Annotated in this window: 21 protein-coding genes and 1 tRNA gene; 21 read left to right on the top strand and 1 reads right to left on the bottom strand. The window is 31.6% G+C overall.

The genetic code is table 11. From position 1 onward, the window contains the following. Positions 1-74: 74 nt before the first annotated feature. The 21 genes from der to ST1E_RS01910 all read left to right on the top strand — a co-directional run bounded on the left by der (position 75) and on the right by ST1E_RS01910 (position 21,120). The gene (der, locus tag ST1E_RS02010) at positions 75-1,424 is read left to right on the top strand and encodes a ribosome biogenesis GTPase Der (protein ID WP_015389577.1); all 1,350 of its coding nucleotides are present in this window, start codon (positions 75-77) and stop codon (positions 1,422-1,424) included. A 387-nt stretch (positions 1,425-1,811) separates the two neighbouring features. Next, on the top strand, positions 1,812-2,048 hold the full coding sequence (gene hfq, locus ST1E_RS02005) for an RNA chaperone Hfq (RefSeq protein ID WP_015389576.1): 237 nt from the start codon (positions 1,812-1,814) through the stop codon (positions 2,046-2,048). A gap of 51 nt (positions 2,049-2,099) precedes the next feature. Further along, on the top strand, positions 2,100-3,188 hold the full coding sequence (hflX, locus tag ST1E_RS02000) for a GTPase HflX (RefSeq protein WP_015389575.1): 1,089 nt from the start codon (positions 2,100-2,102) through the stop codon (positions 3,186-3,188). Beyond that, positions 3,181-4,491 carry an FtsH protease activity modulator HflK gene (gene hflK, locus ST1E_RS01995; RefSeq protein WP_015389574.1) on the top strand — a complete coding sequence of 437 codons (1,311 nt, stop codon included), beginning with the start codon at positions 3,181-3,183 and terminating at the stop codon, positions 4,489-4,491. The genes hflX and hflK overlap by 8 nt, the downstream gene beginning before the upstream one ends. A gap of 14 nt (positions 4,492-4,505) precedes the next feature. Next, the gene (hflC, locus tag ST1E_RS01990) at positions 4,506-5,447 is read left to right on the top strand and encodes a protease modulator HflC (RefSeq protein ID WP_015389573.1); all 942 of its coding nucleotides are present in this window, start codon (positions 4,506-4,508) and stop codon (positions 5,445-5,447) included. A gap of 22 nt (positions 5,448-5,469) precedes the next feature. After that, on the top strand, positions 5,470-6,627 hold the full coding sequence (locus ST1E_RS01985) for an ATP phosphoribosyltransferase regulatory subunit (RefSeq protein WP_015389572.1): 1,158 nt from the start codon (positions 5,470-5,472) through the stop codon (positions 6,625-6,627). A 44-nt stretch (positions 6,628-6,671) separates the two neighbouring features. Then, positions 6,672-7,964 carry an adenylosuccinate synthase gene (locus ST1E_RS01980; RefSeq protein ID WP_015389571.1) on the top strand — a complete coding sequence of 431 codons (1,293 nt, stop codon included), beginning with the start codon at positions 6,672-6,674 and terminating at the stop codon, positions 7,962-7,964. A 348-nt stretch (positions 7,965-8,312) separates the two neighbouring features. Further along, positions 8,313-8,525, top strand: a complete 213-nt coding sequence (gene rpsU / locus ST1E_RS01975) for a 30S ribosomal protein S21 (protein WP_015238059.1) — start codon at positions 8,313-8,315, stop codon at positions 8,523-8,525. A 22-nt stretch (positions 8,526-8,547) separates the two neighbouring features. Next, positions 8,548-10,323 carry a DNA primase gene (dnaG, locus tag ST1E_RS01970; protein WP_015389570.1) on the top strand — a complete coding sequence of 592 codons (1,776 nt, stop codon included), beginning with the start codon at positions 8,548-8,550 and terminating at the stop codon, positions 10,321-10,323. Positions 10,324-10,456: 133 nt separating this feature from the next. Further along, positions 10,457-12,670, top strand: a complete 2,214-nt coding sequence (rpoD, locus tag ST1E_RS01965; RefSeq protein WP_015389569.1) for an RNA polymerase sigma factor RpoD — start codon at positions 10,457-10,459, stop codon at positions 12,668-12,670. 48 nt (positions 12,671-12,718) lie between these two features. Beyond that, a tRNA-Ile gene (locus ST1E_RS01960) sits at positions 12,719-12,797 on the top strand. A gap of 208 nt (positions 12,798-13,005) precedes the next feature. After that, the gene (locus tag ST1E_RS01955; protein WP_015389568.1) at positions 13,006-13,848 is read left to right on the top strand and encodes a DMT family transporter; all 843 of its coding nucleotides are present in this window, start codon (positions 13,006-13,008) and stop codon (positions 13,846-13,848) included. 36 nt (positions 13,849-13,884) lie between these two features. Further along, the gene (locus ST1E_RS01950) at positions 13,885-14,175 is read left to right on the top strand and encodes an exodeoxyribonuclease VII small subunit (protein WP_015389567.1); all 291 of its coding nucleotides are present in this window, start codon (positions 13,885-13,887) and stop codon (positions 14,173-14,175) included. Beyond that, positions 14,172-15,089, top strand: a complete 918-nt coding sequence (locus ST1E_RS01945) for a polyprenyl synthetase family protein (protein ID WP_015389566.1) — start codon at positions 14,172-14,174, stop codon at positions 15,087-15,089. Before ST1E_RS01950 ends, ST1E_RS01945 begins: the two co-directional genes overlap by 4 nt. 32 nt (positions 15,090-15,121) lie before the next feature. Continuing rightward, complete coding sequence (dxs, locus tag ST1E_RS01940) at positions 15,122-16,987, top strand: 1-deoxy-D-xylulose-5-phosphate synthase (protein WP_015389565.1); 1,866 nt, start codon at positions 15,122-15,124, stop codon at positions 16,985-16,987. Positions 16,988-17,082: 95 nt separating this feature from the next. Next, a complete protein-coding gene (gene folE2, locus ST1E_RS01935; RefSeq protein ID WP_015389564.1) occupies positions 17,083-17,910 on the top strand; it encodes a GTP cyclohydrolase FolE2 in 828 nt (275 codons plus the stop codon). Positions 17,911-18,067: 157 nt separating this feature from the next. Then, positions 18,068-18,442, top strand: coding sequence for a 30S ribosomal protein S6 (gene rpsF / locus ST1E_RS01930; protein ID WP_015389563.1), 375 nt, complete (start codon positions 18,068-18,070; stop codon positions 18,440-18,442). A 14-nt stretch (positions 18,443-18,456) separates the two neighbouring features. Next, complete coding sequence (locus tag ST1E_RS01925; protein WP_015389562.1) at positions 18,457-18,747, top strand: primosomal replication protein N; 291 nt, start codon at positions 18,457-18,459, stop codon at positions 18,745-18,747. 122 nt (positions 18,748-18,869) lie between these two features. Next, positions 18,870-19,142 carry a 30S ribosomal protein S18 gene (gene rpsR / locus ST1E_RS01920; RefSeq protein WP_015389561.1) on the top strand — a complete coding sequence of 91 codons (273 nt, stop codon included), beginning with the start codon at positions 18,870-18,872 and terminating at the stop codon, positions 19,140-19,142. Positions 19,143-19,160: 18 nt separating this feature from the next. Beyond that, positions 19,161-19,616, top strand: a complete 456-nt coding sequence (gene rplI, locus ST1E_RS01915; protein ID WP_015389560.1) for a 50S ribosomal protein L9 — start codon at positions 19,161-19,163, stop codon at positions 19,614-19,616. A gap of 142 nt (positions 19,617-19,758) precedes the next feature. After that, entirely contained in the window at positions 19,759-21,120 is a 1,362-nt protein-coding gene (locus ST1E_RS01910) for a replicative DNA helicase (protein WP_015389559.1), read from the top strand. An 11-nt stretch (positions 21,121-21,131) separates the two neighbouring features. On the opposite strand, the gene pdxA is transcribed toward ST1E_RS01910, so the two are convergent. Next, the gene (pdxA, locus tag ST1E_RS01905; RefSeq protein ID WP_015389558.1) at positions 21,132-22,118 is read right to left on the bottom strand and encodes a 4-hydroxythreonine-4-phosphate dehydrogenase PdxA; all 987 of its coding nucleotides are present in this window, start codon (positions 22,116-22,118) and stop codon (positions 21,132-21,134) included. Between the last annotated feature and the right edge of the window lie 7 nt (positions 22,119-22,125).

The raw sequence follows: 22,125 nt of genomic DNA, 5'->3' as shown, positions 1-22,125 counted from the left end.
TATTTCTTTATATAGATTAGTAATTATATTATTCTAGTATTTAATTTTGAAATATATTTTATAAAGTTTTTATCGTGTATTATAAGCCAGTAATTGTTTTAGTAGGAAGACCAAACGTAGGAAAATCTACACTTTTTAATCGTTTCACCAAATCTAAGGATGCTTTAGTAGCAAATTTTTCTGGGTTAACAAGAGACAGGATTTATGGTGATGGTACATTTGGTAATCATGAATTCATTATAATAGATACTGGTGGTTTTGAACCATCATCTAAAGATCAAATGTATGTAAAAGTAGCTAATCAAACTAATCAAGCTATCTTAGAAGCTGATATAGTGATTTTTTTGGTAGACGGTAAAGATGGTTTATGCAGTACTGATTATGATATTGCTAATTTTTTGCGAAAATTGTCTATAACTAATATATTGCTTGTGGTTAATAAATCAGAAGGGAAAAATATTAGTGCAATGGCTAGCGAGTTTCATGAACTAGGTTTCGGATCTCCATTTTTGATTTCTGCTTCTCATGGTGATGGTGTAGGTCTACTTATAGAAAGTATTTTTGAATCCAAATTAAATTTTATTGACTATAAGAATGATGATGTTCTCCAGAATGACAATTTGGACAGAAAAATAAGACTATCTATAGTTGGCCAGCCTAACGTAGGCAAATCTACTCTAATTAATAGTATGCTAGGAGAGGAACGTTTGATTACCTTCGATTCTCCTGGGACAACTCGTGATTCTATAAATGTTGATTTTGGTTTTTTGGATAGATCATATGTATTGATAGACACAGCTGGTTTAAGAAGGCGCAGCCGTGTTTCTGATTACATAGAGAAGTTTTCTGTTGTTAAAACTCTTCAATCTATAGAAAAAAGTAATGTTGTTCTGCTATTGTTAGATGCTAATATAGGCATTTCAGATCAAGATGCACGTATAGCAAGTTATATATTAGAATCGGGGAAAGCAATTGTTATAGCTATTAATAAGTGGGATTCTATATCAGTAGATAGTCGTTCTACCGTAGAAAAAGAATTTAAGAGAAAATTACATTTTCTGTCATTTGCAAACATGCATTTTATCTCAGCATTAAGAAAAACCAATATAAAAAGATTATTGTTTTCCGTAAATGATGCTTACGATGCTGCATTTGCTAAATTACCAACGCCAAAAGTAACTAGAGCTTTGCTAAATGCTATAAAGCAACAACCACCACCTAAAAAGGGCATATTTGTTCCGAAATTGCGTTATGCTCATCAAGGTGGGCATAATCCGCCTGTAATCGTTATTCATGGTAATTGTTTAACAAATATACAAGACTCATACATAAGATATTTGGAATCTTGTTTCCGTAGAGAATTTAAGTTATCAGGAACTCCTCTTCGTATTGAATTTAAATCATCTAAAAATCCTTATGTTTAGCTTTTATTTAATAACAATTGTATGAGTAAACAATGGTAAATTATAAAAAATATATTTTTGAAAAAATTTATACTTAATCTGATTATCATTTTTTTCGTTTATGTTTATATTAATTAATAAAATTTACGACTCGAAAAATTATATGATTTTATATTTAAAATAATGTTTCTGATAACTAAACATTATTCTTAAATCCAAATTTGGATGATAATATTAAAATATAAAGACTTTAGTTGATTTCTAAATTATTGTTTAATTTATATGTCTGTAAAATAAGAAATATATATCTAAAATTGCAGCTTTATTTTCGTTTTACTATTAGAATTGATAAAAGTTTTTAAAACTATAATAAATTTATGTTTATAATAAATATACGGGATACTACTAATGAATAATAAAGGACAAATGCTTCAAGATCCATTTTTAAATATATTGCGTAGAGATCATGTGCCAGTCTCAATATATTTAGTTAATGGCATTAAACTTCAGGGTCAAGTTGAAGCTTTTGATCAATATGTTGTACTGTTACGTAATACAGTCACTCAGATGATATATAAGCATGCTATTTCTACTGTTGTCCCTTCCCGTATTGTAGACCTACAATATAATTCTGACTCAGAGTAGTTTTTTAATTTGATTAAATTTTATTAATGAGTATATTTTTTAATTAATCTTATGCGTGCATTAGTTATTGGTGTTAATTTAAATAACAATAATTTTCAGTATGATATTGAAGAGTTCAACATGTTGGCACAATCAGCTGGAGCTGATATCGTACATGTTGAGTTGTTTAAGAGAGATGTGCCAGATAATAAGTTTTTTATAGGATCTGGTAAAGTTCAAGAAATATTATCATTGATAAGTGATTTATCTGTAGAGATTGTTTTGTTTGATCATGCGCTATCACCTTCTCAACAAAGAAATCTTGAAAAAATATGGGGAATAAGGGTAGTTGACCGAGTATCATTGATCTTAGATATTTTTGCGTTAAGAGCAAAAAGCCATGAGGGCAAATTACAGGTTGAGCTTGCACAATTGCAACATCTATCAACTAGGCTAACTAGATTATGGACTCATTTAGAGCGTCAGAGAGGTGGTATAGGCATGAGAGGTCCAGGTGAATCTCAGCTAGAAATGGATCGTCGTATAATAGGATCAAAAGTAAAGATTCTAAAGGAGCGTATAAAGAAGATTAAATCGAGAAGGTTTTCTCAAAAAGGATTACGCGAGCGCAATGGTGCATTCTCTGTGTCTTTGATAGGATATACAAACTCTGGGAAGTCTACTATTTTTAATGTTCTTGCTAAAGATAAAGTCTACGTAGCTAATCAATTATTTGCCACTCTTGATATTACTTCTCGACGTATATGGGTAGGAAATAATGTTAATAAAGATATAATCTTATCTGATACTGTAGGCTTTATAAGAGATTTGCCGCACTCCATAGTGGAAGCATTTCATGCTACTCTTGAGGAAACAGCTAGCGCTGATTTGCTGTTACATGTTGTAGATTCGTCTAGCAAAGATATGTATGATCAAATTGAAAATGTAAATAAAGTTATTAAGGAGATAGGGGCATCAAATATACCCACTGTTTTAGTGTACAATAAAATTGATAAATCAGAAATTGCCTCCAAGATACTGTATGATAATTGTACAGGACTTGCGGCAAAAGTTTTTATAAGCGCAGTAAGTCTTGATGGTATGGATCTCTTAAGAAATGTAATATCGGATGCTAGTAGGGTAATGAGGAATAATGTCTAAGATTCTATTAAATCTAAACGATCCAGGCTGTGATCGTAAACAAGATATGGAAGGAAAAATGAACAGCCTGTCAAATAGTTCAGTAAATAAAAATATCAATGAAGGTCCTCCTGATTTATCTGAAGTATGGGATACTTTCAATAAAAAAATTAACAGCATCTTTGGTAAGAAGAGCAACAACGGTGAACCTAATAACTTTGGACGTAATGGATTTAGCAATAAAAACACCTTTAATATTTTAGTAATATCATTTATTTTATTATTCATCATATGGATAGCTAGTGGTTTTTTTGTTGTCAAAGAGGGTCAAGTTGCTGTTATTACCAGATTCGGAAAATATTTAAAAACAACTCATGCTGGTTTTAGCTGGATATTTCCAGCGCCGATTGAGAGACATGAAATTGTAAATATTTCACAACTAAGAACATTTGAGGTTGGTTCTAGAGGTGGTTCTAGAAATAAGGTTTTAACAGAATCGTTAATGTTGACAACTGATGAAAATATAGTAGATATGCAGTTTGTGGTTCAGTACAGACTGAATTCTGATGGAGCTCCTAATTATTTATTTAAAACAAGAGATCCTGATGAATCAGTTCGTCAAGCAGCAGAGACATCAATGCGAGAGATTGTTGGCAGAAAAACAATGGATTTTGTTTTATATGAAGGCAGAACATTGGTGGCTTCTGAAGTTCAAAATCTTATGCAAAAAATATTAGATAATTATAATACTGGTATTCAAATAACAGCAGTAGCTATACAAAATGTTCAGCCGCCAGAACAAGTTCAGGATGCCTTTGATGATGCTGTCAAAGCTGGTCAAGATCGAGAGAGGCAAATAAATGAAGGTCAGGCATATGCCAATCAAGTTGTACCTTTAGCTAGGGGGCAGGCTTTTAGAATTATAGAACAGGCAGAAGGTTACAAGGCAAGAATAATAGGAGATGCTAATGGTAATGCCTCTCGTTTTATTAGTGTTCTGACCGAATATGAAAAATCTCCTGATGTAACTAAGGATCGTTTATATCTGGAAGCAATGAAAGATATTTTCTCTAGTGTTAGTAAGATTATGATAGATTCTAGTAATAATAGTTTTATGATTTTACCATTAGATAAAATGATACAAAATAATTATTGTAATGATAATTACAAGTCAAATATAAACTCTGAGTCACTTAATTATCAAAATAATAATTCTCAGTTTATAAATAAAAAACAAGATATTATTAGCAAGCAGACATATTCTGAAAACCAAAAAAACGACTTATCTGTTTCTGAATTGAATAAGTTACAACGCAACCGTTAATATTATATAAAATTATGCAACGTATATTTTTAATTTTATCTGGGATATTTCTATTAATATCGATTATTGGTTCTACATTGTTCATTGTGCGTGAACAAAATTACGCACTGGTATTTTCTCTGGGAGAGTTGAGGAGAGAAATTAGTGAGCCTGGTTTGTACTTTAAATTACCATCACCTTTTCAAAATATTGTTTTTCTTGATAAAAGAGTTTTAACTATAGAATCTAAGGACGCTGAAAGGATACAAACTTCAGAAAAAAAGAATTTATTGATAGATTCTTTTGTTAAATGGAAGATAGCAAATCCAAGATTGTTTTATGTTACTTTTGAGGGTAATGAAAGAGCAGCACAAGAAAGATTACAGGCCCAAATCAGAGATGCATTAAATGCTTCTGTAAATATTAGAACTGTTAAAGAAGTTGTTTCTGTAGAGAGGGCTAAAATAATGTCTGAAATATTAAATAATGTTGCTAATAGAGCTGGCCCATTGGGAGTGGAAATTGTTGATGTAAGATTACGTCATATAGAATTTGCTCCTGAGATATCAAAATCTGTTTATATGCGCATGGAGGCTGAGAGAACTCGTGTGGCAAATGAACTAAGATCTATTGGAGCAGCCGAAAGCGAAAAAATTAGAGCGGAAGCTGATAGACAACGTGAAGAGATATTAGCTAAAGCAAATGTTACAGCACAGGAAATTATGGGTAATGCAGATGCATCTGCCAGTTCTATATATTCCTTATCTTATGGAAAAAATAAGGATTTTTACAAATTTTATAAAAGCCTTGATGCTTATAGAGCTTCATTCTCGACAAAAAACGATGTTATGATTGTAGATCCGAGTTCAGAGTTTTTTCAATTTATTAAAAACCCTCAACAAGATAGTGAACTTATTTTTAAAAAATTTAACGATATAATAATACCTGATTTATTATTTATATTTTATACTTATTAATTATTGCCCAAAGGTCATTATCATGAGTAATTGGTTGCTTCCTGAAAATCTTGCAGATGTTCTTCCTATGGAGGCTAGGCAAATAGAAGACTTGCGTCACAGGTTGTTAGACTTATATAGGAAATATGGTTTTGAGCTTGTGTGTCCACCTTTAGTAGAATATATAGATTCCTTATTATCAGGAACAGGTAGTGACCTAAATTTACGCACTTGTAAACTTATAGATCAACTATCTGGTAAAACTATGGGTATTCGTGCTGATATGACTCCACAGATTAGTCGTATAGATGCTCACTTACTAAATCGTAGCGGGGTTACTAGATTATGTTATTGCGGCAATGTTTTCCATGCTCGCCCAACAGATTCTCTATCTAGTAGGGAATTTCTTCAAATTGGAGCTGAGATATACGGACATGCTGGAGTAGAAGCTGATCTGGAAATTATTCAGATGGCTTTAGATACAGTTAATGCTGCTGGTATAAATCTACCTATATTAGATTTGTCACATCCTGGGGTAGTTAGAAGCATATTAGAACTAGATCATAATGCTTCCAGTAACTCAGATCTAGTTGTTTCTTTGCTAAGAGAAAAAGATGTTACTGGCATATCTGAATTAACGAAAAAATTTATAAGACCAGATACTATAAAGATGCTGCAATCAGTATGTTCTTTATATGGAAATGTTGATGACGTAATGTTAAATGCTCGAAAAATATTACCATCTGTACCAGGAATTATATCTGCTCTAGATTCATTGCAGATTTTGATAGATGCTTTGTTGCCAAATGTACAATTAAGTATTGATCTTGCTGATGTTTGGGGTTATGGTTATCATTCTGGTGTTAAATTTGCCCTTTATGCTGACGGTTGGAGGGAAGTGTTAGTTACTGGTGGTCGTTATGATAATGTTAGTTTAGCCTTTGGTAGAGCTAGACCAGCTACTGGTTTTAGTCTGAATTTGCGTTCATTAGCGTCTGGATTAAAATTAGCAAAGTCTAAAGCCATATTAGCTCCATGGGGTCGAGATCATGTATTGTTAGAAACAATTCGTGATTTACGTAAGAAGGGGGAGATAGTAGTTCAAATACTACCAGGTGATTATCCTGATCAAGATGAGTTTTTGTTTGACCGTAGATTAGTTTTATTTGAAGGCATATGGCAGGTTAGCTATATCTCTTAGTAGTATAAGAGATATACATATAAACTATTAAATTTAAATATGATATGAGCAAAAATATAGTAATAATTGGCACTCAATGGGGTGATGAGGGTAAGGGTAAGATTGTTGACTGGTTAACAGAATCTGTCAGTGGTGTTGTCCGCTTCCAGGGAGGTCATAATGCAGGACATACTCTTTGGATAAATGGCTCCAAAACAGTGCTAAGATTGATTCCATCTGGGATAATGAGACCACATGTTACTTGTTTTATAGGTAATGGTGTTGTTCTTTCTCCAGATGCTCTCTTAAAAGAGATTTCTGAGCTCGAATCAGTTGGAATTGATGTTAGATCCAGACTGCAGATTTCCGATATATGTCCACTAATATTACCTTATCACATCGCCATAGATAATGCTCGTGAATTACGTAGGGGCAAAGAAAAAATAGGCACAACTGGCAGAGGAATAGGACCAGCTTACGAAGACAAAGTTGCAAGGAGAGCATTAAGAGTACAGGATTTGTTTAACGAATCTTATTTTAAAGATTTATTACATGAAAATTTAGAGTACCATAATTTTGTCCTAAAGAATTACTTTCAGGCTGATGTATTGGATTTTCAAGCAATACTAGATCAATCTTTAAGTTTTGCTCCTTTGCTAGCACCAATGGTTCATGATGTCTCTACAAATTTATTTAATATGCAGCAATCAGGTAGTAATTTGTTGTTTGAAGGAGCTCAAGGAGTTCTTCTAGATGTTGATCATGGAACTTATCCTTATGTTACCAGTAGTAACTGCATTGCAGGTTCTGCTTCAGCTGGATCTGGTGTAGGTCCGCAGGCTATAAATTATGTATTAGGTATAACTAAAGCATATACAACGCGTGTTGGATCGGGGCCTTTCCCTACTGAGTTGTCAAATGATTTGGGACTACATATTGCCACTGTTGGCAAAGAATTTGGATCAGTGACAGGTAGACCAAGACGTTGTGGATGGTTTGATGGAGCAGCTCTAAAAAGATCAGTAAGATTAAATGGGATTTCCGGTCTTTGTATTACAAAACTTGATGTGCTTGATGGTTTAGAGATTGTTAAATTGTGTGTTGGCTACCGTTCTGAGGAAAAATTTTACGATGTTTTACCATACGGATCTCATGCTGTTTCTAAATTAGAGCCAGTATTGGAAGAGATGCCAGGATGGAGTTCTTCAACCGCAGGAATAAAAGAATTTGATAAACTGCCCATTGAGGCTAAACATTATTTAGGTAGGATAGCGGAAGTTTGTGGTGTGCCTATAGACTTGGTGTCTACGGGTCCTGATCGCACTGAAACCATAGTGCTCCGTAATCCTATTAGCTAATATAGCTTTTTGCATATTTATATTTTATAAATGCAGAAAGTGGTCAGATATATCAGTATTTTAATAATTTATCTGACCATTTTTATTTTTATGTATTTAATTAATGATATTTTTACACATTAGTTATAAATTTCTTGATATTACGATACTACTGTAAATGTACTATAGTGATACTTTTATGAATGAAAATTTTTCTATAGATTCATTGATTAGATTTATTAATAGTTATTCTAAAATAGTGTTATAATTAGAAGTTATGTAACATGAGTGCAATGTGAATTTTGTTATTTTTATCTAGCATGTTGCTTGTGATCCAAATTTTAATAATTTTTTGAGTGTATTATTTCTATGCCTATTGTTAGACTTAAAGAAAATGAACCGTTTGAATCAGCTATGCGTCGCTTTAAACGTACTATCGAAAAAACTGGTTTGCTTACAGAGCTAAGATCCAGAGAGTTTTATGAAAAACCAACAGCAGAGCGCAAACGAAAACTAGCTGCTGCTGTAAAAAGACATTACAAGCGCATTCGTAGTCAGCAATTACCACCACGCATGTATTAAAGTCAATTTATTAGTCAGATAGTTGATACCAAAGTCTTTTATCCAAGATTTATTGACTCGTGTAGATATTTTAGATGTTATATCTAAGTATGTACAATTAAGGAAAGCTGGCTCTAATTTTGTTGGACTATGTCCGTTTCATAATGAGAGAACTCCTTCTTTTACAGTTAATAGAGTAAAAAAAACCTACCATTGTTTTGGTTGTGGAGTTCATGGAGATTCTATATCTTTTCTTATGAGTCATTTGGGATTGAGTTTTACTGACTCTGTGAAATCACTTGCTTCACAAATTGGACTGGTAGTACCAATGCTTGATAATAATAACTTTCAAGACGAGTATAAAAGAGAGAAGATATATTTAGATTTAATGATTAGAGCTCAGTCTTATTACTCTGATTTATTAAATATTTCATCTGCGGCTATTTCTTATTTAAAAAAAAGAGGAATAAGCAATGATTTTATAAGATTTTTTAATTTGGGGTGGTCTGATAACGGATATAAATCTCTATCTAATATATTTGCAGATTACTACAATAATAGCTATCTGATTGATGTTGGGTTAGTTATTAAAAAATCTGATGAAAATAGATATGATAGATTCAGAGAACGTATAATGTTTCCCATAAGAAATCAATATGGAGCTGTAGTTGGTTTCGGAGCTAGAACAATCGCTAATATTCAACCTAAGTACTTGAACTCACCTGAAACAGTAATTTTCTCTAAAGGTAGAGAGCTTTATGGTTTATGGGAATCAAGAACTAACATAAAATCAAAAGGAGTGGTTATTGTAGTAGAAGGATATATGGATGTCATTAGTCTAACCCAGCATGGTATAAATAATGTGGTGGCTGCATTAGGAACTTCTATAACAAAAGATCAGATAAGAAAACTATTAAGTGTTAGTGAAAAAATAGTATTTAGTTTTGATGGTGATATAGCAGGAAAAAATGCCGCCTGGAAGGCTCTCTTACTATGTATTTCAGAAATAAAAGATAGTAATGAAATTCGTTTTTTGTTTTTAAAAGATGGATATGATCCTGATTTATATATTAAAGAGAATGGTAAGGATGCTTTTGAAGATTGTTTAAAAAAATCTATACCGCTATCAAAATTATTAATAGACAGTTCTGTTAGTAAATATTCCATTAATGAAGCAGAAGGTAGAGCTGCTTGTTGGACAGAAATCAGTAAAGTATTAAAACATATGCAAAATTGCCCTATGTTAAGAATTCAGATTGAGAAAGAAGCTTTACAACTTCTTAATTTTAGCAAAAATGACTTAAGATATTTGACAGATAATAGAGGTTTATACACAAAGAAACTATCATATTCTGACAACGTGAATAATAAATATACAAGAGACACAAAGTTTAAGCCATCTTTCACGAAGAAGCTATTTTATCTATTGCTATCCAACCTGGATTTAGTTGATCATATTGGAGACCAGCAATTAGAAATTTTGGATAAAAATCCAGATCTAAAAATAATTAGAGATCTTATTTTGTTAGCAGAAAATACAAACTCCAAAGATTTTGAATCCATTAAGGAAATCATAACACCTAATTCTGAATTAGGAATGGCTATAAATAGTTTTATAAAGGAGGATCAGATTTATAAAAATAAATTACCGGATCCTTTAAAAGAATGGGAAGATTCTCTTTTGCTTATAGAGTATCAGTCTATAAAAGATGATATGAAGCTTCTTGTTGAAAAAGGCTTGTCCGAAAAAGAAGATGTGGAAAAATATAAAGACTTATCAAAAAGAATAATATCTATTAAAGCAATAAGTAATCTATGATTATATATTTTTTTAATAGCTACTAGTTCTAAGTTATATTCTTTATGCGGTAGTATTTTGTTTGAAGTTTGTATTACATATGTTAAATATCTATTCTATTTGTTCATAATAATTTTAATATCACGGAAGCTATATGAGCCTTACTAAATCTAATGAGAAAAATATTTCGAGGATCCGTACATCTAGAAAAAAAGATAAAAAACCTATTAATAATTATAGCCTAGATGAAGAAAGCAATAATTCTGATGATATTTTTCTAGAGCAAAATAAAGATAGTGATAATTCTAGAGATTTTTTGATTGGCAATGATAGTCTAGATGATCAATTTTTTGATGCTGATTCTTCTAAAGATAATTCTAAAAAAATCATTAATAATCCAGATGATAGTGATAATGATTCTTTTGATGAAATAGAAGAAAATGATGTTGATATTCTTCCATATTTAAAAGTTCAAAAAAGGATTAGTAGAAAGAGAAAAAATGAGCAAAAAGATTTAGTTTTAAATAGAAAACCTATCTCTCAAGAAGAGTATGAAGAGCGTCGAAATATTCTTAAGTCTTTAATTAAGTTAGGTAAAGACAGAGGATATCTTATATATAGCGAAATTAATGATAGTTTACCAGATGACTTGGTGGATGCTGAAGCTATTGATAGTATAGTTAGCACGTTTGGTGATATGGGAATTACCGTCTATGAACAGGCACCAGATGTAGATACGCTACTTATGAATGAGAATGCAGCGTTAGTTTCTAATGATGATGATGTTGAGGATGAAGCAGAAGCAGCTCTAACAACCGTCGATTCTGATTTTGGAAGAACTACTGATCCAGTAAGAATGTATATGCGAGAAATGGGTATAGTAGAACTATTAACTCGTGAAGGTGAAATAGAGATAGCAAAAAGAATAGAAGATGGCTTGAAACATATGATTATGGCTATTTCATCTTGCCCGATAATAGTGGATGATATTTTACAAAATATAGAAAAAATTCATAATGAGCAAGTTTCAATAGATGATGTTGTTGATGGATTAATTGATCCAGAAGATGGTGAAGAGTATGCTGGTATTGGGGTTGCAGATAATAATAATTTTGATGATCCTGTTGCTGGCGGGATGTCTATTAAGCAATTAGAAGAATTAAAAACAAAGAGCCTAATAAAGTTTAGCAATATTTCTAAAATTTATAAAAAAATGGAAGAGGATTATAATGAAAAAGGCTATCGCTCTGAAGAGTATTTCATTATGCTTAAATCCATACAAGAAGAATTACTTGGCGTTCGTTTTACAGCAAAAATAGCAGAAAGACTTGCTGATTACATCAGATCATATATTGATAAAATAAGACAAATAGAGAGAGCAATTTTAAATATTTGCGTAGATAAAGCTGGCATGTCAAGAGATTATTTCATAGGATCATTTGTTAACAACGAAGTAGATTTGAATTGGATCATTAATGAAATAAATATCAATAATAATTATTCTGAATCATTGAGAAATTATGTCCCAATGATACAAGATTTGCAAAAAAAACTAGTTGATATTCAAAATGAGATTCTTTTGCCAATTAGCGAATTTAAAGAAATTAATAAAAAAATGACCATGGGTGAAGCCATGGCAAGAAAAGCAAAAAGAGAAATGATAGAAGCTAATTTGCGTCTAGTAATATCCATAGCAAAAAAATATACTAACAGGGGCTTACAGTTTTTAGATCTTATACAGGAAGGTAATATTGGCTTAATGAAAGCAGTTGATAAATTCGAATATCGCCGTGGTTATAAATTTTCCACCTATGCCACATGGTGGATTCGTCAAGCAATAACAAGATCTATAGCAGATCAAGCTAGAACAATTCGTATTCCTGTGCATATGATAGAAACTATCAATAAAATGAATCGTATCAGTCGTCAAATCTTACAAGAGACTGGTTTTGAGCCCGATCCATCTGTTATATCTCAGAAAATGGATATACCTGAAGACAAAATTAGAAAAATATTAAAGATTGCTAAAGAACCTATATCTATGGAAACTCAAATTGGTGATGATGATGATTCCCATTTGGGTGATTTTATAGAAGATACAACAACATTAGCTCCTTCTGATTCTGCTTTACATGGATCAATGAAGAATATTGTAAAAGAAGTTTTGGATTCTCTTACTCCCAGGGAAGCAAAAGTACTTCGCATGAGATTTGGTATAGAAATGAATACAGATCAAACTTTAGAAGAAGTTGGAAAACAGTTTGATGTTACTAGAGAAAGAATTAGACAAATAGAAGCCAAGGCGCTAAGAAAATTGCGTCATCCTAGTAGGGCAGATAAACTTAAGAGCTTTTTGGATAATAAATAAAAACACCTTTTATTTAATTTGTTTTTATATTATAATTGCACAATGTTTGGGCCTCTAGCTCATGCCTGGTTAGAGCAGCGGACTCATAATCCGTTGGTGCCGAGTTCGACTCTCGGGGGGCCCACCATTTAAGATAATAGACGGAGCTTATGAGTGTCTGTTTGTTGTTTTGAATTAACATCCATCATAATAAGTATTAATAGAAATTATAGATCAGTTTTATTAGTACTAAATCCTTTGATAAATAAAAAATTAATAAATAATAAGTTTTCTGTTTATAGTACTATTGAATAATGCTATATTTGGTAAATAATTTTTAATTTGAATCATGTAAAATGCAATCTCTATGGATGTTGTTAGCCTCTGTTTTTTTTTCATTCATGGGAATGTTTATAAAAATTTCTTCAGATAATGGTGCTAACTTATCGCAAATAATGATATTTAGAGGTTTGCCTTCTGTTATTTTAATACTGGCGACAGCTTTTTTTTTCTCTAAAAGAGTAATTCCAATTAGCTACGGTTTGCATGCACGGAGGAATTTATATGGTGTTTTATCTTTATGGCTAAGTATTTATTCGATAGCTAATCTCCCTCTTGCATTGGCGACTTGCCTTAATTATACAGGACCTTTGTTTATAGCTGCCTGGATATTTATATATGAAAAAGATCATAAAAATATCTTCCAATTACTTGCTGTTTTGTTAGGGTTTATTGGTGTAATAATAATTATTAGTCCTGGTAAATTTAGTGATTATCAATTAATTTATATTTTTTTAGGATTGATATCCGGTGCATTATCTGCACTTGCGATGATGCAGATTAAAGAACTAGGCAAGTTAGGAGAATTAGAATGGCGTATTGTTTTGTATTTCTCAATAACCATAACAATATCTGGAGTTTTGGCTTCTCCTATTGATTCTTGGAGATCAATAAATAAAACATCTTATTTATATTTAATTGGGATAGGTATTTCTGGATTATTCGGGCAATTATCTTTGACCAGAGCTTTTGCTTCTGGGTCAACATTTTTAACGGCAACATTACAATACACCATTATAATTTTTTCAAATATTATTGCTGTGATATTTTTTCTAGAGCGCCTAGAAATAAAAAATATTATAGGGATGATTATAATCATAATAGCTAGCATAGCTTCCGGCTATTCACTTAGAAGATAAATTTTTATAATTGTAAAAATTTAAAAAATCACTTAAATGAATCTATTAAATTTGGAGTCGGTATTGACTATTAACACAAAAAAAAAGAAATCTATTTCTAAAATAGATTTTGAAACTGCTATTTCTGAATTAGAAAAAATAGTGGCCTCAATGGAAGAAGGCGATATAACTTTAGAGAACTCTTTGATTCTATACCGTCGAGGAGTTGATCTCGTACGCTTTTGTCAAGATCATCTATATAAAGCAGAGCAGGAAATAAAGTTTTTAGATGAGGAAATATTAAAACCATTAGATGATAATTTATTAAAAGAAGATAAATTACAATGAATAAAAATAATTTATCATTTTCTACATGGATTTCAAACAATATAAAAAATATAAATGATAATCTAGAAAAAATATTACAAAACCATCAAGATGCAAAATTATCTGTATTACAGGAAGCTATGAAGTATTCGACTTTATCTGATGGTAAGAGGATAAGGGCTCTACTTGTTCACGCTTCATTTCTTGCGGCTCATGGTTGTTTAATGGAAAAAGATGATGTTTTACTTTCTATAGATAAAGCAGCTATTGCTATAGAACTTATTCACTCTTATTCTTTGATTCATGATGACCTTCCTGTTATGGATAATGATTGCATGAGAAGGGGAAAACCTTCTAATCACATAGTCTTTGGCGAAGCTATTGCTATATTAGCTGGAGATTCGTTACAATCACTAGCTTTTGAATTGATTACATGTATCCCAATCTCTTACGAGATAAGAATAAATCTTATAAAAAATCTTGCTGAATCTGCTGGTTACCTAGGGATGGCTGGAGGACAAGCAATAGATTTGACTAATATGGGTAACAATATCTCTTATGAAGAATTAAAAAATATGCATTCGATGAAAACGGGAGCAATTATAGCATGTAGCATAAAGTTTGGTTACATATTAGCAGGTGCTAATCAAGTAGTGAAATGTATACTTGATGAATTTGCATATCATCTAGGTATAATATTTCAGATAGTTGATGATATCCTTGATGTAACTTCTGATGATAAACAACTTGGCAAAACTGCAGGTAAGGATTCTAAATATAATAAGCCCACATATGTCTCTATGTTTGGAGTTATGAAATCAAGAAAAATGTTGGAAAAACTCAGAGATAAAGCAATAAATATAATAAAACCATTAGGTTTATCTAATAATAGATTGTTGGAAATGCTTGATCTAATAATTTACAGAAATTATTAGAGATCAAATAAACATAAATATAAGAGTTTTAAATGGCTACTAATTTACTGGATAGTATTTCATCTCCTTGTGATTTAAAAAAATTTAATATTATAGAGCTTAAAAAACTCGCAAAAGAACTAAGACAAGAGATTTTAGAACTAGTTTCTAAAACTGGTGGCCATTTATCTTCTAATTTAGGAGTAGTAGAATTAACATTAGCTATTCATTATATTTTTAATGCTCCAGAAGATCGTATTGTATGGGATGTTGGACATCAGTCATACGCTCACAAGATACTAACAGGACGCCGTAAGTTGATGGGCACATTACGACAGTTTAATGGTATCTCTGGTTTTCCTAGCAAGACAGAATCTTGTTATGATGCTTTCGGTACTGCTCATTCCTCAACATCTATTTCTGCTGTTTTAGGTATGGCAGTAGCAGCTAGAGAACTGAATATGGATAGGAATAATATTGCTATTATTGGTGATGGGGCAATCTCATCAGGGATGGCATTTGAGGCTATAAATAATGCAGATAATATAAAAGATATAAACTTAACAGTTATATTAAACGATAACCATATGTCTATTTCACAGCCAGTTGGTTCTTTAAATAATTACTTTTCTCAATTAATGGATGGGCGTTTTTATGCAAAGGCTAAAAATGTTGGCAAGGTTGTTCTGCAACATATACCATCAGTATTGAAATTGGCTAAATCTTTCGAAAGCCATGCTAAAGATATAATAAAAACAACAATTCTTTTTGAGGAATTTGGTTTTAAATACTTTGGCCCAATAGATGGACATAGTATAGATGATTTAATATCAGAGCTAAATAAAGTCAAATATTATCCAGGATTAAAGTTCCTGCATATTGTTACAAAAAAAGGGAAAGGTTATAAATTAGCTGAAAAAAACCCAATTCTTTATCATGGACCTGGTAAATTTAATATTAATACAGGTGTTAAATTAGCAGAAAAGAATATTCCTAAAACATTCACTAACATATTCAGTGAGTGGATCTGCGACATGGCTCGTATTGATCATAGACTGATTGCCATAACTCCAGCAATGAGCGAAGGAAGCGGATTGGTTAAATTTGAAGAGTTATTTCCTGAAAGATACTTTGATGTTGGAATATCTGAGCAACATGCTATTACTTTTGCTGCAGGCATATCATGCGATGGATTAAAACCAGTAGTTGCTATCTATTCAACTTTTTTGCAAAGAGGTTATGATCAGTTTATACATGACGTTGCTATTCAGAATTTAGATGTTACTTTCGCTTTAGACCGTGCAGGAATAGTAGGGGCTGATGGTCCAACTCATGCTGGAAACTATGACATAGCATTTCTCCGTTGTATTCCTGGCATGGTTATAGCAACTCCTTCTGATGAAAATGAGGAAAGGATACTATTAAATACTTGTTATAAATATCAGGGACCTGCCTCTGTAAGATACCCCAGAGGAAACATAATTGGAGTTGATATCGATATAAATTTAAATACTGTTGTAGAAATTGGTAAGGGAGTCGTGAGGCGAACAGGAAAAAATATAGCTATTTTATGCTTTGGCACTTTATTGCAAAAGGTACTAGATGCTGCAGATCGTCTAAATACTAGCGTAGTAGACATGAGGTTTGTTAAACCAATTGATCATGAGATTATATTAAGTATAAGTAAAGATCATAAAGCTATAGTTACAATAGAAGATTCTTCTATAATGGGTGGTGCTGGCAGTGCTGTATTAGAAACATTACAGAAATTTAATTTATTAATACCTGTTTTACAACTTGGAATACCAGATAATTTCATTGCTCATGGGGATATAAATATCTTAATGTCTAGTATCGGTTTAGATGTATATGGAATTGAGAATTCGATACGTTCTCGTTTTTATAATTTGATTGATTAAGTAAACACATATTTTATTGTATATGTATTTTATTTTTTCAATAAAGTGTATATTAGTTTACAACTTAGTTAAAACCATATTAATTTTATCAAGAAATGAAAACAATTAAATCAAATTTAGAAAATATTTCAGAAATACCTGATATACAGGATTTAGTAGATACTAGGTGTATTCCTATTAACAGAGTAGGTGTCCACAATGTACGATTTCCTATAACTATTTTAGATAAGAATAATAACATTCAACACACTATTGCTAACTGGACTATGACTGTATCTTTACCTGCTAATAAAAAAGGTACTCATATGTCTCGTTTCTTGGTTTTACTAGAAAAATTTAAGGGCAAATTAATGAATTTATCTAGTTTCTCAGAAATGAATGCTGATATGTTATATTTATTAAATTCAGAAAATGGTGATATTAGCGCTTCTTTCCCTTTCTTTTTAGAGAAAAAGGCACCTGTTTCTAATGTAGCAAGCCTAATGAATTATGATGTTCAAATAAATATAAGTACTTGTAATAACAAAACTGAATTAGAGATTGTAATTACTGTACCAGTTACAAGTTTATGTCCTTGCTCAAAAGCTATTTCTGAATATGGTGCGCATAACCAGAGGTCTAATATAACGTTATCTGTAACTTCTAATAAAATATTAAGTCTTCACATCGAGGATCTCATAAATCTAGTAGAAAAAGAAGCATCTTGCGAGCTTTGGAGTATACTAAAACGCCCTGATGAGAAATATGTTACAGAATATGCCTATAATAATCCAAAATTTGTAGAAGATTTAGTACGTGATTTAGCTTTCCGTATAGATACTGTTTTTCCTAATATAAGCAAATACCGCATAGAAGCAGAAAATTTTGAATCTATACATAATCATTCTGCATATGCAGTAATAGAAAAAACAATTAATAATTAAGCAAAGAAAAATACATGCATATTACATAAATATTGTATATAATGTCCGTTGATGTTTGTTTTTTATTTTCTTGCCAGACTAATGATTTAGCTGGCTTTTTTAGTTTGATTTTAAATTTTCTAAAAAATCTGTCTAAATTATCCATGAGGAGTTAATTATGCGTAATTATGAAGTTGTTTTTATTGTACATCCTGACCAGAGCGAACAGGTTCCTGTTATGCTTAAGAAGTATCAATCACTTGTAACGGAGCAAGGTGGCTTAATACATCGTACAGAAGATTGGGGACGTCGCACTTTAGCTTATCCAATACAAAAACTAGTTAAAGCTCATTATATATGTATTAATATAGAATGTGGTCATAGCACATTAGCTGAGTTAGAGAATTCATTTCGTTATAATGACGCTGTATTAAGATACTTACTTATCAATACTAAAAAACCTCATACCAATCCTTCTATCATGATGAAAACTGTAGAAAAAGAAATAATATCTAAAGATTCTGCAGAAAACTCTGATAATGAAGATGAATAGTTTATTCCTATAGAATGAATAATTTGGAGATTGATGTAACTTTTATAGAAAATAAAGGGTTGCGTTATACTAGGACTGGAGTTCCAGTTTTGGAAATGGTATTGGAAAATTATTCAAAGGTTATAGAATCAGGTATTGAGCGGGATATTAGATTTCATATACTATCCATCGCTATAGGTCAGATAACAGATGATTTAATTATTATGCCTATAGGTTGTAAATTTAGCGCTAGAGGTTTTATTGCTCCTGCTTACAGAGGTTCTGCATTGTTAAAATTTCATTTACAAGAAATTTATAATACATAAGTAAAATATATAAGATATACTGCAAAAACTGACATTTTAATACTAGCATAGATTAAATGCTTTATTAACAAAAATGTTTTAGTGGATGATAGTAGTTTTCATAAAAATAGAAGGTGTAGGAAATGTCATTCTTTGGAAACACGAAAGAAAAACGTAAATTTGTACAACAAAATCCTTTGTTTAAACGTCGTAAATTTTGTAGATTCACAGCAGCAAAAGTTGATGAGATCGATTATAAAGATATAGATACACTGAAGGATTTTATACAAGAAAATGGAAAAATAATTCCATCTCGTCTTACAGGTACCAGGGCAATTTATCAGCGCCAGTTGAGTTTAGCTATTAAACGAGCTCGTTTTTTAGCTTTATTACCTTATACAGATAACCATAACTAATTAAGAGAGCTAACTAAAATGGAAGTAATTTTATTAGAAAAAGTTTCTACTCTGGGAAATTTAGGCGATATAGTTCGTGTCAAAAACGGTTACGCTAGAAATTTTCTAATACCAAATAAAATAGCCAAAAGAGCTACTAAAGAAGCTATAAAAGAATTTGAGAACAAAAGGGCTGAATTAGAGAAAAATCAATTAAAGAAATTGAATGATGCTAAGGAACTTTCTGATAAGCTGGATGGATTTGTGCTGCAAATATCTCAAAAAGCTAGTGTAGATGGTAAACTGTTCGGTTCTGTTAGTAACATAGATATAGTATACAATCTAAAGAAATTTGGATTTGACTCTATAGAAAAATCACAAATTTACTTATCTGATAATCATATAAAAACTATTGGTGAATTTGTAGCTAAAATAAAACTTCATTCTGATGTAGAAAAAGAAATTTCAATAGTTGTTACTAGAGAAGAATTATAAAAAAAAGAAGTCGGTATCACTGACTTCTTTTTTTAGTGTTTTTTAATTACTTTGATTTAGTATTTTTTTTGCTTATATAATCTGAAGTGCTCTTAGGCGTTGTTTTATCAACTAAAGTAGTGCTTATATTGTTCAATAAAATATGACTACTAACGATAATAAATTAGACTATTTGCGAACACCACCAAATTCTATTGAAGCAGAACAATCTGTGCTTGGTGGTTTGCTAATCGATAATAGTACTTGGGATAAAATAAGTGGAGTTATAACGGCTGAAGATTTTTATAGGCATGAACATCGTATTATATGGAAACATATAGATGCTTTAATAAATTTAGATAGACCAGCAGATGTAATTACTGTAAATGATTCTATAGTAAATTCTGGAAAAACAGATGATGTCGGTGGCATCAGTTACCTGAATGCCTTGGCGCATAATACTCCATCAGCAGCCAATATAACAAGATATGCTGAAATAGTTCGTGAACGTTCTATTTTAAGAAAATTGGTAGCTATCTCTGATGAAATTTCAGAGATAGCCCTAAATCCAAAAGGTAAAGAAGCAAGACAAATATTAGATGAGGCTGAAGCTAAAGTTTTTAAAATAGCACAAGATAAATCTTCTAATTCTGCTGGTTTTCAAGAAATACAACCGTTACTAGCTCAAGTAGTAGAAAGGATGGATGAGCTATACCATAGAGAAGGCGATACTGATATAACAGGCGTTCCAACTGGCTTCATAGATTTAGACAAAATGACATCTGGATTACAGCCTGGTGAATTAATTGTTGTTGCTGGCAGGCCATCTATGGGTAAAACAGCTTTTTCTATGAATATAGGCGAATATGTTGCCATAGAACATGGTCTTCCAGTAGCTGTTTTTTCTATGGAAATGGGAGCCACTCAGCTTGCTATGAGAATGCTTGGATCTATAAGCAAAGTTGACCAGCATAAGATGCGTACTGGTAAATTATCTGAAGCAGATTGGCCTAAGATCACAGATGCAATTCAAGCAATGCAGGATATTCAGTTGTATATAGATGAAACTCCAGCATTAAATGTAATTGAAGTTAAAGCCAAAACAAGAAGACTTTCTAGGCAATGTGGTCAATTAGGATTAATAATCATAGATTATATGCAGTTAATGTCTGGAAGCGGGGAAGAAAACAGAGCTACCGAAATCTCTGAAATTAGTAGATCATTAAAAAGCTTAGCAAAAGAATTAAATTGTCCATTAATAGCTCTATCACAGCTGAATCGTAGCTTAGAGCAAAGGCAAAACAAGCGGCCAGTTATGAGTGATCTTAGAGAATCTGGCGCTATAGAACAAGACGCTGATCTTATACTATTCATATATAGAGATGAGTTCTATAATCAAGACTCTCAGGAAAAAGGAACAGCCGAGATAATTATAGGAAAACAAAGAAATGGTCCTATAGGAACAGTGAAACTTACATTTCAAGGAAACACAACTAGATTCTTGAATTATGCAAGTAGTATGTAAATGACCAGATTTCAGCTATAAAAATTGCTAGTCATTTTTATTGCTGAAACTAAAGAAGAGTGGTCTGCTTTATTTCTCCACGAAATATCAAAAGCAGTGCCGTGATCAACACTTGTCCTAATAAAAGGTAACCCTATTGTTACATTTACACCATGATCAATTCCTAAATATTTTATAGGAATTAATCCTTGATCGTGATATTGTGCCACAACCATATCAAATTTACCTAATCTAGCCATCATAAATACAGTATCTCCAGGTAATGGGCCAGAAAGATATACACCTTCGTTACGAACTATTTCAATAGCTGGTTTTATGACATCTATTTCTTCTGTTCCTAGTACTCCATTCTCTCCAGCATGAGGGTTAAGTCCAGCAACAGCAATATGAGGATTTTCTATTTTCATCATCTTACAAGCCTCATATGCTAGTCTGATAGTATCTATTTCTTTTTCTAAGGTAATAATATTAGAGATTTTTGAAATAGGAACATGTATGGTAACTAACATTACTTTAATCATGTCATTCACCATCAACATTGCATATTTTTTTGTATTTGTTAATTCTGCTAATATTTCAGTATGTCCAGGATATTTAATACCAGCTTTAAATAATGCTTCCTTGCTTATAGGCGCTGTTACTATAGATCCTATTTTCTTATTAAGTGCATCTTTTATAGCAGTTTCAATATAAATATAAGAATGGTAGCCAGCTATTGCGCTAACTATTCCTGGATGGAAATCTTTACTGCTAATGGCGTCACAGCAGTTTATAACGTATAAGCAATCATTATAAGAAGATATGTTTTTTATATCATCAGAATTTATTGTACTTATATTTATACTTTGACCTAACATCTTCGAAGCCATAGACAATATATACTTATCGCCATAAACTACACAAGACGTCAAATGGTTTTTTAGATAGGCTCTAATTATAATTTCAGGACCTATGCCAAAAGGGTCTCCCATTGTAATACCGATCGGCAAATTATGCATAACTAAG

This window comes from Candidatus Kinetoplastibacterium galatii TCC219 (assembly GCF_000340905.1).
Classification (GTDB): domain Bacteria; phylum Pseudomonadota; class Gammaproteobacteria; order Burkholderiales; family Burkholderiaceae_B; genus Kinetoplastidibacterium; species Kinetoplastidibacterium galati.
Note: the sequence above shows the minus strand (reverse complement) of the source record. Positions and strands in the feature narration are given on the sequence as shown.